The sequence below is a fragment of the Corynebacterium sp. MSK035 genome, assembly GCF_030232615.1.
GTDB classification, from domain to species: domain Bacteria; phylum Actinomycetota; class Actinomycetes; order Mycobacteriales; family Mycobacteriaceae; genus Corynebacterium; species Corynebacterium jeikeium_D.
On sequence record NZ_JASPJP010000004.1, the window covers coordinates 77,304 to 92,442 of the forward strand.

Annotated in this window: 12 protein-coding genes; 8 read left to right on the forward strand and 4 right to left on the reverse strand. The window is 60.1% G+C overall.

The window, feature by feature from the left end:
- Positions 1 to 393: 393 nt before the first annotated feature.
- From ileS to QP978_RS04095, 3 genes are all read left to right on the forward strand, one after another.
- Positions 394 to 3,654: an isoleucine--tRNA ligase gene (gene ileS / locus QP978_RS04085; protein ID WP_284856869.1), complete on the forward strand. Its 3,261-nt coding sequence runs from the start codon at positions 394 to 396 to the stop codon at positions 3,652 to 3,654.
- A 15-nt stretch (positions 3,655 to 3,669) separates the two neighbouring features.
- Positions 3,670 to 5,136: a DNA polymerase IV gene (locus tag QP978_RS04090; protein ID WP_070607015.1), complete on the forward strand. Its 1,467-nt coding sequence runs from the start codon at positions 3,670 to 3,672 to the stop codon at positions 5,134 to 5,136.
- 66 nt (positions 5,137 to 5,202) lie between these two features.
- Complete coding sequence (locus QP978_RS04095) at positions 5,203 to 5,865, forward strand: sugar O-acetyltransferase (RefSeq protein ID WP_082149817.1); 663 nt, start codon at positions 5,203 to 5,205, stop codon at positions 5,863 to 5,865.
- 1 nt (position 5,866) lies between these two features.
- Here QP978_RS04095 and QP978_RS04100 read toward each other — a convergent pair whose 3' ends face one another.
- A complete protein-coding gene (locus tag QP978_RS04100) occupies positions 5,867 to 6,844 on the reverse strand; it encodes an asparaginase (protein ID WP_070607110.1) in 978 nt (325 codons plus the stop codon).
- Positions 6,845 to 6,977: 133 nt separating this feature from the next.
- Between QP978_RS04100 and QP978_RS04105 the strand changes: the two genes are divergently transcribed.
- A complete protein-coding gene (locus QP978_RS04105) occupies positions 6,978 to 7,715 on the forward strand; it encodes a WKL family lipoprotein (protein ID WP_284856870.1) in 738 nt (245 codons plus the stop codon).
- 170 nt (positions 7,716 to 7,885) lie between these two features.
- Here the strand turns inward: QP978_RS04105 and QP978_RS04110 are convergent, their stop codons facing one another.
- Positions 7,886 to 8,914, reverse strand: coding sequence for a hypothetical protein (locus tag QP978_RS04110; RefSeq protein ID WP_284856871.1), 1,029 nt, complete (start codon positions 8,912 to 8,914; stop codon positions 7,886 to 7,888).
- Between the two features lie 90 nt (positions 8,915 to 9,004).
- Between QP978_RS04110 and lspA the strand changes: the two genes are divergently transcribed.
- The 4 genes from lspA (at position 9,005) to rarD (ending at position 12,368) form a co-directional block, all read left to right on the forward strand.
- Entirely contained in the window at positions 9,005 to 9,574 is a 570-nt protein-coding gene (gene lspA, locus QP978_RS04115; RefSeq protein ID WP_005510314.1) for a signal peptidase II, read from the forward strand.
- Between the two features lie 68 nt (positions 9,575 to 9,642).
- On the forward strand, positions 9,643 to 10,554 hold the full coding sequence (locus QP978_RS04120; protein WP_284856885.1) for an RluA family pseudouridine synthase: 912 nt from the start codon (positions 9,643 to 9,645) through the stop codon (positions 10,552 to 10,554).
- On the forward strand, positions 10,551 to 11,276 hold the full coding sequence (locus QP978_RS04125) for a hypothetical protein (protein WP_048734791.1): 726 nt from the start codon (positions 10,551 to 10,553) through the stop codon (positions 11,274 to 11,276). Before QP978_RS04120 ends, QP978_RS04125 begins: the two co-directional genes overlap by 4 nt.
- A gap of 123 nt (positions 11,277 to 11,399) precedes the next feature.
- Positions 11,400 to 12,368, forward strand: a complete 969-nt coding sequence (gene rarD, locus QP978_RS04130) for an EamA family transporter RarD (protein WP_048734788.1) — start codon at positions 11,400 to 11,402, stop codon at positions 12,366 to 12,368.
- Here rarD and QP978_RS04135 read toward each other — a convergent pair.
- Both QP978_RS04135 and QP978_RS04140 read right to left on the reverse strand, forming a co-directional pair.
- Positions 12,365 to 13,792, reverse strand: coding sequence for a D-arabinono-1,4-lactone oxidase (locus QP978_RS04135; protein WP_048734784.1), 1,428 nt, complete (start codon positions 13,790 to 13,792; stop codon positions 12,365 to 12,367). The two genes, rarD and QP978_RS04135, sit on opposite strands and share 4 nt — an antisense overlap.
- A complete protein-coding gene (locus QP978_RS04140) occupies positions 13,789 to 15,078 on the reverse strand; it encodes an alanine racemase (RefSeq protein ID WP_284856873.1) in 1,290 nt (429 codons plus the stop codon). Before QP978_RS04140 ends, QP978_RS04135 begins: the two co-directional genes overlap by 4 nt.
- Between the last annotated feature and the right edge of the window lie 61 nt (positions 15,079 to 15,139).

Sequence of the window (15,139 nt, forward strand, 5' to 3'; positions counted from 1 at the left end):
CACGCTCGGCTCCCCAGGGAGGGGAGGCAGAGCGCGGTGGTTTTTGCTATCTTTCCCTGCGAACCAATCGCATTCTTTGTTCCGGTCAGGGTTGTAGTAGTTGCCTGAGACACTGCTATACTGACACCCATACGCGCAATGAGCCGGCCATCACCGGGGAGCGTTTCGGAAGAACAGTCCAGTAGAAAATGGGCCCAGTAGAACCGAACGGTTTGGCACCGTTACAAAGCCTTATTAAATAAGCGGGCTATCGCGTGAAGCCGCATGGTTCTTGTTCGCAAGAACCGTCGTAAAGCGTGATGCCAAGCGGGGTGGTACCGCGCGAGACTCCTTTTCAGCGTCACCAGTAACAACGCTGAAGGGGCTAGGCATGCGTCCCCGTGGTGAGTATTAATGATGTTCGACCACGGAAGTGACGTAGAAACGGTGTCTAATTCGAACGATGTAAATGCCTCTGCTGAGGCCACTCCGGCAGGTGGCGCGTATCCGCGCACTGCTGACTTTGGTAAGTACACCTCCAGCCCGAAGTTTCCGGAACTGGAGGAAAAGGTTCTGGAGTACTGGGGCAAGGACAGCACTTTCCAGGCCTCTATCGATCAGCGTAATGGTGCTGACGAATACGTCTTTTATGATGGCCCGCCGTTCGCCAACGGTCTACCGCACTACGGTCACCTGCTGACCGGTTACGTCAAGGACATTGTTCCGCGTTACAAGACCATGCGTGGCTACCAGGTTGGTCGCGTCTTTGGCTGGGACTGCCATGGTCTGCCGGCTGAGCTGGAGGCAGAGAAGCAGCTCGGTATTAAGGACAAGGGCCAGATCGAGGAAATGGGTCTGGCTAACTTCAACAAGTACTGCGCTGAGTCGGTGTTGCGGTACGCGGGCGAGTGGAAGGAATATGTCACTCGTCAAGCGCGTTGGGTTGATTTCGACGGCGGATACAAGACCATGGACATGAGTTACATGGAGTCCGTGATTTGGGCCTTCAAGGAGCTCTACAACAAGGGCCTGGTCTACCAGGGCTTCCGCGTGCTGCCGTACTCGTGGGCAGAGCACACCCCGCTGTCCAACCAGGAGACCCGCCTGGATGACTCCTACAAGATGCGCCAGGATCCGACCCTGACCGTGACCTTCCCGTTCACCGGTGCCAAGGCAGGCTCGGCAGCGGAGAAGACGCTGGCGGATACCCCGGTGCTCGCTGACACTGCGGCTATCGCTTGGACCACCACACCGTGGACGCTGCCGTCCAACCTCGGTCTGGCCGTTAACCCGAAGGTCACCTACGCCGTAGTTAAGGTCGGCGAGGATTCCTCCGTGCCGGAGTTTGCAGGTAAGACCTTCCTGCTGGCAGAAGCACTGATTGGTGCCTACGCCAAGGAATTGGGCAAGGAACACGAGGTCGTGGCTACCGTCGCTGGTGCTGACCTGGAAGGTCTGACCTATCAGCCGATCTTCGACTACTTCGCAGATCACCCGAACGCTTTCCAGATCATGGTGGCCGACTATGTCACCACCGAGGACGGTACTGGTGTGGTCCACCAGGCGCCGGCCTTCGGTGAAGACGATATGAACACCTGTAATGAATACGGCATTGATGTCATCATTCCGGTGGACATGGACGGTAAGTTCACTTCGCAGGTGCCGGAGTACCAGGGCAAGTTGGTCTTTGACGCCAACAAGGACATCATCCGTGACCTGAAGGCCGCTGGCCGCGTCGTCCAGCACCGCACCATCGAGCACTCCTACCCGCACTCCTGGCGCTCCGGCGAGCCCTTGATCTACATGGCACTGCCGAGCTGGTTTGTGTCCGTTACCAAGATTCGCGAGCGCATGGTGGAGCTCAACCACAACGAGATTGAGTGGATGCCGGAGCACGTCCGCGACGGTCAGTTCGGCAAGTGGCTCGAGGGCGCACGTGACTGGAACATCTCCCGTACCCGCTACTGGGGTTCGCCTATTCCGGTGTGGGTTTCCGACAACGACGAGTACCCGCGTGTCGACGTCTACGGTTCCCTCGATGAGCTGGAGGCGGACTTCGGCGTTCGCCCGACCACACTGCACCGCCCGGAGATTGACGAGCTGGTTCGCCCGAACCCGGACGACCCGACAGGTAAGTCCATGATGCGCCGCGTTCCGGATGTCTTGGATGTCTGGTTCGACTCCGGTTCCATGCCGTTTGCGCAGTTCCACTACCCGTTCGAGAACAAGGAGTGGTTCGAGTCCCACGCACCGGCCGACTTCATTGTGGAGTACATCGGCCAGTCCCGCGGCTGGTTCTACCTGCTTCACGTCCTGTCGGTTGCACTGTTCGACCGCCCGGCGTTCAAGAAGGTTGTCGCTCACGGCATCGTGCTGGGCGATGACGGCAACAAGATGAGTAAGTCCAAGCGCAACTACCCGGACGTCAACGAGGTCTTCGACCGCGACGGCTCCGATGCCATGCGCTGGTTCCTCATGTCCAGCCCGATTCTGCGCGGCGGTAACCTGATTGTCACCGAGCAGGGTATTCGCGAGGGCGTACGCCAGGCGCTGCTGCCGATGTGGAACGCATACTCGTTCCTGCAGCTCTACGCCTCCAAGCCGGCCGAGTGGTCGGTGGACTCCGACAACATCCTGGACAAGTACATCCTGGCCAAGCTTGCAGCAACCGTCCGTGCTGTCACTGAGTGCCTGGACAACACTGACATTGCTGCTGCCACCGATGAGGTCCGTCAGTTCTGTGACGCACTGACCAACTGGTACGTGCGTCGCTCCCGCGACCGCTTCTGGGCCGGCGATGTCAAGCACCCAGAGGCCTTCAATACCTTGTACACGGTGCTGGAGGTTCTCACCCGTGTGGCTGCTCCGCTTCTGCCGATGGCCACCGAGGTCATCTGGCGCTCGCTCACTGGCGGCCGCTCGGTGCACCTGGAGGATTGGCCGGACGTCGACAAGCTGCCGACCGATGACGAACTCGTTGAGTCCATGGACATTGTCCGCAATGTCTGCTCGGCAACATCGCGCATCCGCAAGGCCAACCAGCTGCGCAACCGTCTGCCGCTGAAGAAGCTGACCCTGGCATTCCCGGATGCCGAGCGTCTGCGTGAGTACACCGACATCGTTTCCTCCGAGGTCAACGTCGACAAGGTGGAGTTCACCTCCGACGTGGACTCGGTGGGACGATTCGAGGTCTCCGTCAACGCTCGCGTGGCCGGTCCGCGCCTGGGTAAGGACGTCCAGAAGGTCATTAAGGCTGTGAAGTCTGGCAACTACGAGGTTGTCGACGGCGCGGTTGTCGCCGATGGCATTCCGCTGCAGGAGGGCGAGTACACCCGCAACCTGGTCGCGATCTCGCCGGATTCCACCGCTGAGGTCGACGGCGTCAATGGTCTGGTCGTGCTTGACACTGAGCTCGACGAGGACCTGGAGTCCCGTGGTTGGGCCGCTGACCGCATCCGTGGTCTGCAGGATGCCCGCAAGAACGCTGGCCTTGAGGTCACCGACCGCATTTCGGTGAAGCTGCAGGTCCCGGCCGAGCGTGAGGAGTGGGCCAACCGCCACGCTGACCTCATCGCCCGCGAGGTTCTCGCAACCGCTTTCGAGGTCGTCGCTGGCGGAGAGTCGCTGAGCTACGACGTGGCGGACGGCTGCTCGGCGGATATTGCCAAGCAGTAGGGGAGAGTAATCTCTATGCCGACTTCCGGGCGGTGGGTTCTGCACATCGACATGGACGCGTTCTTCGCGTCCGTCGAGCAGCTCACTCGCCCGACTCTGCGCGGGCGGCCAGTTCTCGTCGGCGGACTGGGCGGTCGAGGTGTGGTCGCCGGTGCCTCCTATGAGGCCCGCGCGTACGGCGCACACTCGGCTATGCCGATGGCTCGCGCACGTCGTCTCATGCCACCGACCGCCGTGACGGTCAGCGCGCGCAAGGGCATCTACGGGCCGGTGTCGCGCCGCGTGTTCTCTGTAATCCGCGAGCGCGTGCCCGTGGTCGAGCAGCTCAGCGTCGACGAGGCTTTCATGGAACCCGAAGAGCTTCAGGGAGCCTCGAAGGAGCAGGTCATTGCCTGGGCGGAGCAACTGCGGGCAGATATCCGGCGGGAGACCGGCTTGGCCTCGTCGATAGGCGCGGGCGCGGGCAAGCAGTTCGCGAAAATTGCGTCAGGCCTGGCGAAACCCGATGGCGTGTACGTGCTGGACCCCGCACGCAATCACGAGCTTCTACACCCATTGCCGGTAGAGAAGCTCTGGGGCATCGGCCCTGTCACCGCTGCAAAATTGCACACGCTGGGTGTGGAGACGATCGGTGATTTTGCCGCCATGTCCCAGCGTGATGTCGAGGTTTCGCTGACATCCAAAACCGGTGTGATGCTGTGGCAGCTGGCGCAGGGGACGGACGATCGGCCGGTTAAGGAGCGCGATGTCGCCAAGTCTGTATCGGCGGAGTACACCTATCCTGAGGATTTGGAGTCGCAGGCCCAGCTCCACACCGCCGTCGATCGCGCAGGTGAGTCCGCATTTCGACGGCTCAAGAAAGATGGCCGTGGTGCTCGCACCATCACTTGCAAGGTGCGTCTGTCTGACCTGAGCATCCATACCCGATCTGAGACGCTCGCCTACGCCACACAGGATTTCGACACCCTCATGGCGGTGGCGCACCGAATCGCGTTCACGCCCGCGGAGGTCGGCCCAGTGCGACTGGTGGGCGTCGGTTTCTCCGGGCTGGATTCGCACATACAAGAAGTCCTGTTTCCTGAGCTCGACCGTGCTATCACCGTCGAAGATCGAGTGCCAGCACCTGCGCTTTCCGACGCTCCCGCCGGCCTGGTCGAGCTATCCGGAACCGGTGCGTTGCCGACCGTTCGGCTTTCCGATTCCAAGTGGGCACCTACCTCGGATGTGCACCACAGCGAGTATGGACATGGTTGGGTACAGGGTTCGGGGCACGGGATTGTGACCGTCCGCTTTGAAAGCCGCACCAGTGGCCCCGGGCGCATGATTACGCTGAAGGAAGACGACCCGGAGCTGCGCCCGTGCTCCGCGGTGTGCAGTTTGGACTGGCCGGAGTGGCTGGCATCCGACGAAGCAGCAGCTCTCGACTTGCCGCAACCTGAACGGGAAAGCGAAGACGAACTCGGCCCCGACGCGGATGCTTGATATGGCTGACTGCCTCGATGCCGTTCGCGGCGCTCTGTTTATGCGCTGTCCGTAAACTGGGGCACTATGACTACCGAATCCCGCATTGCAGAGCTTGAGACAGCTCGCCGCGCCTCGTTGCGCAACACCGATCGAGATCCGAATCCGTCGACCACACTTCCCGACGACGGTCTGGATAACCGCCAGCGCATGCTGAACGGTCAGTGGTATATCGCCGATCATCCGGAATCACAGGCTCTGAACGCGCGAATTGGCCAGGTGGCCGCTGAATTTGAGGTCGCATTCCGCGAAGACCAGCAGGCAGCACAGCAAGTGCTAGCACCGGCACTGGGGTCTTTCGGAGAGAGCAGCACCGTTCGCCCGCCGATCTACCTGGACTACGGCGATAACATCCACATCGGCGACAACGTTTTCATCAACTTTGGGCTCACCGCACTTGACGTGGTGAAGGTAACAATCTGCGACTATGCGCAGCTCGGGCCCAACGTACAGCTGCTTCCACCAGTACACCCACTGGGAGCTGAGGCCCGAGCCGCTTATCTAGAGTCTGGAGATGAAATCATCATCGGACGCAATGCCTGGATCGGTGGCGGAGCCATCATCCTGGGCGGTGTTCACGTCGGCGACAATTCTGTGGTCGCCGCGGGTGCCGTGGTGACTAAGGACGTTCCCGCGGGCGTAGTCGTGGCTGGAAACCCGGCGAAAATCATCCGCATCATCGAGGCGTGAATTAGAACAGCGTCTGCGGATGCACATTCGCAGCCAGCGCGGCGGCGAGAATGATGCGCGCCTGCGGTGCATGCACGCAACCAGCGCTAATCACACCGTGCCGAGCCAGCGTCGCACCGCCACCGGCACCGCCGTAGGCGGCGTGGACATCACCGCGCGGAACGCGCGTTGCCATCACGACGGTCACATCAGCCGCAATGGCCCGGTCAATGGCAGCGGCAAACTCATCGGAGACATTGCCCGACCCCAGGCCCTCTACGACAATGCCGCGTGCACCGGCGGCGACTGCCGAATCCAGCAGTGATCCATCTGCACCCAAGTAGGCGGGGATAATCTCTACCTTCGAGCCCGCCAAAGCCGCCAGAGGCAGCGGATCTGGACGAACCGGCTCCTCCGGTGCATTAGTGGCAAAAGCCAAAGGATCGGTTGTGTGCCACTTCGTCGCACCTCGTACCGGCAAGACTGCGTGGCCAAAGACAATAAGAACGCCAATTCCCTGCGCAGAGGCATCGGAAGCAATGGTCACGGCCTCAAAGAGGTTCCCCGGCCCGTCGGTTTCCGGATGATCATAGGGAAGTTGTGCACCAGTAAAGACAACCGGACGCGAGTCAGCATGGAAAATATCGGCAGCCATGGCCGTTTCCTCCATCGTGTCCGTGCCATGAGTTACGACGACACCGTCCACGGAGTCGTCGTCAAGCACTTCGTGAATAGTGGCGAGAATACGGTCAACGTCGGTGAACGCGAGATTCGACGAGTCCAGCATCCCGAGCTCACGAACCTCCAGCTCTAACATGCCCTCTGGATAACGCTGCGCGACCGCTGCGACAAGCTCCGTGCCCGAGATGGTCGGGGTTAGCGCACCGCTGTGATCCGTGGTGCAGGCGATGGTGCCGCCGGTGGTGATGACAACGATTCGGCGAGGGGAGGCCGTGCTAGACGAGGCCGAGCTAGCCGGGGAATGATCCTGAGTCGACATGTCCACCATCTTACCCAGGCGATGTTTTGGCCTTGTGTAGGATTATGGAAGGCGTGAAGCCAGCAAATCTTCATGCAGATTTTATTGGAGTAGTGCACATATGAAAGTCCCCTGCAACCAGCGCGTTAGCGGAATGCGTTGGCGCACAGCGCGTGGTGTGACAGTAGCGGCGATTGTCTCGGTCAGCGCACTTGGGCTCGCTGCCTGCGGTGGCGGCAATACTGCAGCGCCGACGACTGAATCGAAGACATCCAGCTCGGCGGAACCAGTCATCATGCTGCCGACGCGCGCAGAGCTTAACGACGTCCTCGCACGCCTTATCAACCCCGATTTACCTATCGAGGAAAAGGCGCTGACCATCGAGGACGGAGATACTGCCGGCGATTTCTTCGACATTGTCACCAATAGTGCCAATGAGCAGGAAATTAGCTTTGATGTCATTGATCCGATCACGCCTGGCTTCACGACGAAGCAGGCCGTAGCCGGTGTCAATATCCTCCGCCCGGAGGAAGATCCGATGCTCGTGGATCAGGTGGACTTCATTTACAGGGATGGCCGTTGGATGCTGAGCAAGGAATGGGCCTGCAACCTGGCGTCGACGCTTGATCCGGAGCACAAGCCGGGGTTCTGTCTCGCGCCGGGCGAAACCCCTCCGCCGCCGCCTGAGCCGGAGGAAGAAGCCCCAGTTGAAGAGGCTCCGGTCGAGGAGGCCCCAGCACCGGTCGAGGAGCCAGCCCCGGCTCCGGCGCCCGAACCACCCGCTGAGGAAGTTCCGCCACCCGCGCCTGTACCGCCGGCTGAGGAGGTCCCGCCTCCTGCGCCGGCTCCGGCTCCGGCGGAGGACGCGCCTCCTCCGCCTCCACCGGCTTAGGCGCCATCGGGCCAGGTATCACAGCCTAGTCCGGTCGGGTGCACTGGGCAGACAAAAGAAAGTGTCTAGGTTTATGACAGTTCCGCCCATTTTTTGGGCAGAAAAGTGACATAAACCTAGACACTTTCTCGTCTTCTAACCTTGCGCTGGCCAGAGCTATTTCTTCTGGGCTACTTCTTCGACCCGCTGCCGTCCTTAAACTCCAGCCCGCGGTGCGTCTGCTGAGTGATGCGCACATCGGAGTTGCCGTCGCCGTAGGTCACGGAGGTCACAAAGTCGATGTTGCCCTTCATCGGAAGCGGCTTAGTCAGGTCGATGGTGACGCGGTCGGCAAGCATGTCAGTCGTGGCCTCGACAACCTTCAGTGCACCCTCGCCGCCAGTGTCCAACTCGGTGACTGTCGGAACCTGCTTGACATCGACCTTCAAATTAACAATGTCGCCCGCACGGCTGAGCAGGGTATAGGTCACTTTCTGCGTCATCGTGGTCTGGCCTTCGACCTCGCTTTCGACCGTCCAGGTCGCATCCTTTCCGATGTCCTCGGAGGGGAAGACGATAGGTACGGAATGCAGCTGCTGCAGCGCCATCTCCACACCAGCTCGAGCAGTGTCGGTCGCCTTCTCCGGCGCTCCCAGCTTGAGTTCTTTGACCTCACCAGTGGCCGTTGTTGACCAATCAGAGATAAAGCCCTGCGCGGTCGCGATATCCTCATTCAGCTCATCGTTGGAGCCGTGGGGTTTACCCACCTCTGACGTCACCACACGAGTATCGTCATCGCTGGTAACAGTACTAGTCAGGGGGATTTCCAGGCGGGTGTCCGGGAACGTCTGGTCGCTATCGGCGTTTCCGCCACGCTGCGCGAAGCCCTGCGTCACCGCCACGGTCGACTCCTGCTCCGCGCCGTCGTCCTTCCAACGCACGCTCGCCAGCTCACCGCTACCAGCACTGGTCAATTCGACCTTGGGTTGTGCAACGTCCACGGGTTGCGTTTCCACCGAGCTTTCCGACGAGCACGCGGCCAATGACACCACAGTGGTAGCGGCAACAACAGCGGTGCCGACCCTCGCCAGCAGGCCATGCTTGGTGTGACCAGGCTGGTCGCTGCGGCTAGGTCGACGGAACCACGAGGAGGTGGATTCTCCTGCACGTCGTAAAGCAGAGGAGGCCGGAACAAACTGAGATTGGAAACGTCGAGTCACACCGGTTAGCGTACCGGTTTCGCGGTGGATAGGAACCACCCGGGCGGTGTCAGTTGGCTGAATATGGGTTTGTTAGGCCATTATGGGACAGTGACTAAGAAGGAAACGAGGACATATTTCCCGCGGCGGGGGATTCTCGCTGCGGTTATTGTGTCAGTTGCGATTATCGATCAGCTGACCAAGATTATCGCTTTGAAGACTCTCGATGGCCGTCCTGCGGTGCAGGTCATTGGCGATCTCTTCGAGTTGCGGCTCGTTTTTAACCCCGGTGCAGCCTTTTCCTTTGGCACGAACGCCACCTGGGTTTTTACCACGTTGCAGCTGGTTTACATCCTGGCTGTGATGTGCTTTTCCCATTGGCTGCGCAGTCCTATATCGGCGACTGCAGCGGGGCTTATTGCTGGTGGTGCGCTGGGCAACCTCATCGATAGGCTGTTTCGGGAACCCGGTTTCTACGTCGGCCACGTCGTCGATTTCCTGTCGGTGAAGGGTTTTGCCGTATTTAATATCGCGGACTCCGCGATTACAGTGGGCGTTATTATCCTCGTTATCTGGATGGTTTTTTCCAAGGAGCCGGATCTCTTCGCTGATCAGATTGCAGCGGAGAAGAAATCTGCCCAAAAGGATCAGAAGCAGTCGGCGGAGGGAGGACAGCAGTGAACGACAATGCAGTAAATACCGGTGCAGCACTCGGGGGAGCGCACCAGCCCGACCGAGAAACCCGGCAGATGCCCGTTCCACCGGGCTTGGCCGGTATGCGGGTAGACGCCGGTGTGGCTAAGTTGCTGGGGCTCTCGCGCACAGCGGTGGCTGATTTGGCAGCGGCTGGGGACATCACGGTCGATGGCGTGAGCGTTGGTAAGTCCGACCGATTGGAAGAAAACGCTTTCCTCTCTGTGTTGTTGCCGCCGGTGGAAAAGCCATTGGATCCCAAAGAGGAACTCGTCGAGGGCATGGACGTGCTCTACCACGACTCCGATTTGGTGGCTGTTCACAAGCCTGTCGGTGTGGCCGCACATCCGTCGGTCGGTTGGGAAGGCCCAACGGTTATCGGCGGACTGGCGGCTGCTGGTTTCCGCATTTCTACCTCCGGTCCGCCCGAGCGAAAAGGCATCGTGCATCGCCTCGATGTTGGCACCTCTGGCGTGATGGTTGTCGCCTGCTCCGAACGGGGCTACTCCGTGCTCAAGCGGGCGTTCAAAAACCGTGAGGTGTCCAAGACCTATCACGCTCTGGTTCAGGGGCATCCGGATCCGCTGTCGGGGACAATTGATGCGCCGATTGGCCGTCATCCTTCGGCGGGTTGGCGCTTTGCCGTCCGCCAGGATGGCAAGCATGCTGTGACGCACTACGAAACGCTTGAGGCCTTCGCCCCAGCAACGCTGCTGAAGGTGAATCTAGAGACTGGGCGCACGCACCAGATTCGCGTGCACTTCTCTGCGCTGAATCACCCATGCTGCGGCGATCCCATGTACGGTTCCGATCCGGCATTGGCCAAGCGGCTGGGGCTCAACCGCCAGTGGCTTCACGCGGTCTCGCTTGGTTTCCACCATCCGGCAGATGGGCGCTGGATGGAAATCGAATGTCCATACCCAGATGATTTGAACCACGCATTGGAAGTTTTGAGGCAGAGCGCATGACGCAGACCCCATCGGGATCCAAGAACCCACCACGCCGTGAAACTCGTGCGAAAAGCACTGGTGACGGCAGTATTTCGCCAGTGATGGCACTGATCTCTGGTTTCTGTGTTGTCATATTGGTGATTGTTTTAGCAGTCGCTTCGACTTCCGATCGGGTAAGCAAGCCGCAAAATCTCAACGGCGATGCGCTCGGCCCGGACCCGTGGGAAGCAACCGAGCAGTACGTAGAGCGTGCCGACGAGTCCCTCGCGAATATGAAGAAAGAGGACTACCGGCTAAAGACCGGCCAGCCAGTCGTGGAGGACCCGAAGTTCTGGGCGATGGTGACTTTTGACCGGCTGCTCGATGCGCAAGAAGCGGCACAGGTCTATGAAAAAGAGCCCTCTCTGCGAGTGTCGACTGCAATCATCGGCGGTGTGAGCACCCGGTATTTGCCGCAGCCGAGTAAAACAGCGAGCGAAGAAAAGCTGCTGCAAGATCAGCTGGAGTTAGCAGCTGCTTACGCAGACGTCGCGATTGACGACGAACGGCTCGGCTTCAACGGGTTACTGGTCTATGGTGACGCTGAATCGTTGATGGATGTCAAGAAAATGCCCGATGTGAAAGCTGTCGAGGCGCTGCCATCAGATGCGGCGCGTGGCCGTTTTGGTATTCGCCCGGTGCTGAGTTCCGGCTTCACGGATAAAGATCCGCTCTTTGCGCCGGGGCTGAGCCAGAACTAAGCGGTCAGAACTAATAGAAGCCAGAACTGAGTGCCCAAATCCAAACGACTAGGATGAAGCGGCTAGAACTCTGCCGCCAGTACGCAGTCAGTTTCAACGAGAACGAAAAGGAGTCAGTCAACAGTGATTCAGGCATTCGGTGCGTACCTTTTGTGGGCGCTGTTTCCGCTCTATTTCCCCTTGCTGGAACCAGCAGGGGCCGTAGAGATTTTGGCGCACCGATTCGTCTGGACCCTTGTCTTTATGGTCATTGCCCTCAGCTTCATGCGCGCATGGCCAGAGCTGAAGGCCGCGAGTGCCAAGACCTGGGGCACTATTTTTATTGCCGCACTGTTGATCTCCGTCAACTGGGGTGTGTACGTCTACCTGGTCAACAATGGGCAGGTGGCGGAGGCCGCGCTCGGCTACTTCATCAACCCGCTGGTCAGCGTTTTGTTGGCGATGATTTTCTTCCGTGAAAGCATCTCGCGGTTGCAGCTCGGCAGTGTCATCCTGGCAACCATTGCGGTCATTGTTCTCACAATCGGTGTGGGACATCCGCCGTTGGGTGCGCTGGCGCTGGCGTTCAGTTTCGGTTTTTACGGACTAATGAAGAAGCGGGTATCGCTTTCCTCTGCAGCTTCGCTGACGGCCGAGTCCGCCGTAATCACACCGATTGCGCTGGCCTACATCCTCTGGTTGACCTACAACGGGCAGAGCACCTTTACCTCCGAAGGAACTGGTCACGTGCTGCTCATGATGAGCGCCGGTGTTGCTACCGCCATTCCGTTGCTTCTCTTCGGCGAAGGTGCCAAGCGCCTGCCGTTGGCCACATTGGGCCTGATGCAGTACCTGACTCCAGTTCTCCAAATCACCCTGGCAGTCACTGTGCTGGGCGAGCAGCTCGAACCGGAGCGCTGGATCGGGTTCTTCATCATCTGGGGTGCCGTCGCGCTGTTCATCTGCGATCTCATCCTGAAGATGCGGCGCCAGAGGCGGGTTCGCCGGGAACTCCGCAAGGCCGGTGTTGAACCGGCCGCGGTTTCCGACGATGCCGCCGACCAGACGGATGGGGCGGTTACCCGGGACGTCGTAAAGCCGGCAGATAATTAGCAGAAAAGTTCGCGCAGGTGCTCGTTGAGGAAGATTCCCTGCGGGTCGACCTTTTCCCGTAGTGCCTGGACCTCGCCGAACAGCGGATAACGTTCCGCGAAATCCTCCGCGCGGAGCGTGTGCAATTTGCCCCAGTGCGGGCGACCTTCGTGGGCCTTGAAAATCGGCTCGATGAGGTTGAAGTACTCTCGATAATTTTCCTTCCAGTAGCGGTGGATGGCGATGTAGGCACTGTCGCGACCGTACGCAGTGGATAGGGCCACATCATCGGCTTTCGCGGAGCGCACCTCGATGGGGAAGGAGACTTTCATCCTCTTGCGGGCAATCGCGTCGCGGATTTCCCCGAGGACATCGGAAGCGGCCTCGAGCGGGACGGAGTACTCCATCTCGGAAAAACGCACTCGGCGCGGCGAGACAAAGACCTTGTGCGCCTCATTGGAGTAGCTGCGCTCTGGCACGGTGTTGGTGGCAATCCGGTTGATGGTATCGGTCGTAGCGGGAATGGCCTTAGCAATCTCGCAGCACGCCAAGAGTCCCATGTTGTTGACGACTTCGTCGTTAAGATACGTACGCGCGCTGCCCAGGCGCTGCTTCAGGCTATTGCGGCTCGGGCGGCGGTGGCGCTGCGGTTCAATGCGAGTATTGTGCTTGACCAGCGTCTCGCGCTGTCCCGGGAACCAGAAAAACTCCAGGTGGTCAGCTTCTTTGCAGCGCTCGGCGAAACTCTTGCGTAGGGAATCAAACTCTTCGCGGTGCTCGTCGGCGTGCAGATCAAACGCTGGCACGACGGACATCGTGACCTCCGTAAGCACGCCGAAGACACCCAGTCCCAGCCGTCCGAGGCGGTAGAGCTCGCCGTCGATTCCCTCAGCGTCCGGATGGCAGTGCCTGACGACGCCATCCGCGGTGACAATCTTGAATCCTTTCACGGTGCCTGCGAAGCCGGTGAATCCAAGCCCGGTGCCGTGTGTGCCAGTAGAGATAGCACCGGCCAGCGACTGCGGATCGACATCGCCCTGGTTGGGAAGTGCCCAACCGAGCGGGCGCAGAATACCTGGAGTGTCGCGCAGGCGAGTGCCGGCACGCAGCGTGGCGGTCTGGTTGGCGGCGTCGAGTTCGACCAGACCAGAGCAGCGGTCGAGTTGAATGCGGTGCCCATCGGTGGTGGCCACGGAAGTAAAAGAATGACCGGCCCCTAGCGGGCGCACCGTAGTTCCTTCGGTCTTCGCCGCTTTAATTACCGAGATAACGCCCTCATCATCGTGCGGCTGATGAGTGTAGGACGGGGTGCACGATTGCGTGTGCGCCCAATTGCTCCAATGAGAGTTGGCGACGGCTTTTGCCTGCGCACGCCGACGTACGCGTGGTACGCGGGACTCAACTGTAGAGACTGTGAAGCGGGCGTTGTTGCGTGAATTGCTCATGTGAAGATCAATCCCTTTCCTCGGTACGTGGGCCAGTGGGCGATGATGGCGCCATCTCGAACTGCAATGACTTCTTGTGTGTGCTCGGCTATTTCGCCGGCCTTGGCGTGGCGGAACCACACGGGATCTCCCAGCGAAATTGCGTCGGCGGTCTTGCCGAGCAGCGGAGTCTGCACCTCACCTGGTCCTTCCTCTGCCGCGTAGCGCAGGCCAGTGGGGTACCAGGGGGTTGGCAGCCGGTCAGCTCCCGCCGGTCCAGAGGCAATTCGACCACCGCCGGACACCGTGACCACGCCCTTCTTAGGGCGTCGCGTCGCCGGCAACACAAACCAGGACGCCGGGCGCAGATTGAATGCGCGATAGTTATCGAAGAGGGTTGGTGCCAGGAACCCCGACCCCGCCGCTGCCTCGGTGACTGCGGCCTCGGCGCACGTCGACTCCAGCGACCCCGTGCCACCACCGTTGACAAACTCCAGCGGCCCCGCCACTTTCTCGACTGCAGCGACAACCTTCGCGCGGCGCTTTGCCAATTCCTTCTTTGAGACGGCCTGCATCACTCGAATTGCGCGCGCACGCAGGGAGTTTCCGGCATCGCCCACTCCGGCAATGTGTCCCTCATACATCATGATTCCGGCCAGCTGCAGCTCCGGGTGGGCAATGATCTGCTTGGCAAACGCCGCTGCCTGCTTCGGCGAGAACAGGCTTGAGCGCAGCGTACCGATATGCACGCCGGAGAGGGGACGAAAGGATGCGTCGACGTCCATGCACACGCGGATTGGCGCATTTTCGCTTGCCGACGTCGCCAGCGCCTCCAGATGCTCGGGACGGTCAACCATTACGCAGATGGCGGCACGCGCTGCATCATCGTCGGCAAGCTCTGAGATAGCGCGGGCGTCAAGCGTTGGGTAGGCGACGACGATGTCGTCACTAATGCCTTCTCGGAATAGGTACAGCGCCTCTGCCAGCGAATATGCAAGCACGCCCTGGAAACCGGGGAAGGCCAGGACGTGCGAAATAAGCTGTGGAATGCGAATCGATTTCGAGGCCACGCGAATAGGCATCCCGTTTGCACGGCGGAGCATATCGCGGGCATTGGCTTCGACCGCCGCGAGGTCGACGACGACTGCGGGAAGGGAAGTGCAGTTAAGTAGCGTGTCGGTAGCTAGTGGCGGGCGGGCTGTCTGGGGCATCTGCGGCGGCAGCGCCTCAGGCAGGTGAGACATCGATGTCGGAGCCGGGCGGGATGTGTCCGAGGACTCCGGGGCAGAAGCTCGAGAAAGTTTCATGCCCTAAAACGTAATCATTGGAAACCTGTACTGTCTTTGATTTTGAAAAGAAAGTCAGAAT

Excerpts from the sequence above, each read along its gene's own strand:
- QP978_RS04090 (WP_070607015.1), top strand. The coding sequence starts at position 3,670 with ATGCCGACTTCCGGGCGGTGGGTTCTGCACATCGACATGGACGCGTTC.
- QP978_RS04140 (WP_284856873.1), bottom strand. The coding sequence starts at position 15,078 with ATGAAACTTTCTCGAGCTTCTGCCCCGGAGTCCTCGGACACATCCCGC.
- QP978_RS04100 (WP_070607110.1), bottom strand. The coding sequence starts at position 6,844 with ATGTCGACTCAGGATCATTCCCCGGCTAGCTCGGCCTCGTCTAGCACG.
- QP978_RS04125 (WP_048734791.1), top strand. The coding sequence starts at position 10,551 with ATGACGCAGACCCCATCGGGATCCAAGAACCCACCACGCCGTGAAACT.
- QP978_RS04135 (WP_048734784.1), bottom strand. The coding sequence starts at position 13,792 with ATGAGCAATTCACGCAACAACGCCCGCTTCACAGTCTCTACAGTTGAG.
- QP978_RS04120 (WP_284856885.1), top strand. The coding sequence starts at position 9,643 with ATGCCCGTTCCACCGGGCTTGGCCGGTATGCGGGTAGACGCCGGTGTG.
- QP978_RS04105 (WP_284856870.1), top strand. The coding sequence starts at position 6,978 with ATGCGTTGGCGCACAGCGCGTGGTGTGACAGTAGCGGCGATTGTCTCG.
- ileS (WP_284856869.1), top strand. The coding sequence starts at position 394 with ATGATGTTCGACCACGGAAGTGACGTAGAAACGGTGTCTAATTCGAAC.
- QP978_RS04095 (WP_082149817.1), top strand. The coding sequence starts at position 5,203 with ATGACTACCGAATCCCGCATTGCAGAGCTTGAGACAGCTCGCCGCGCC.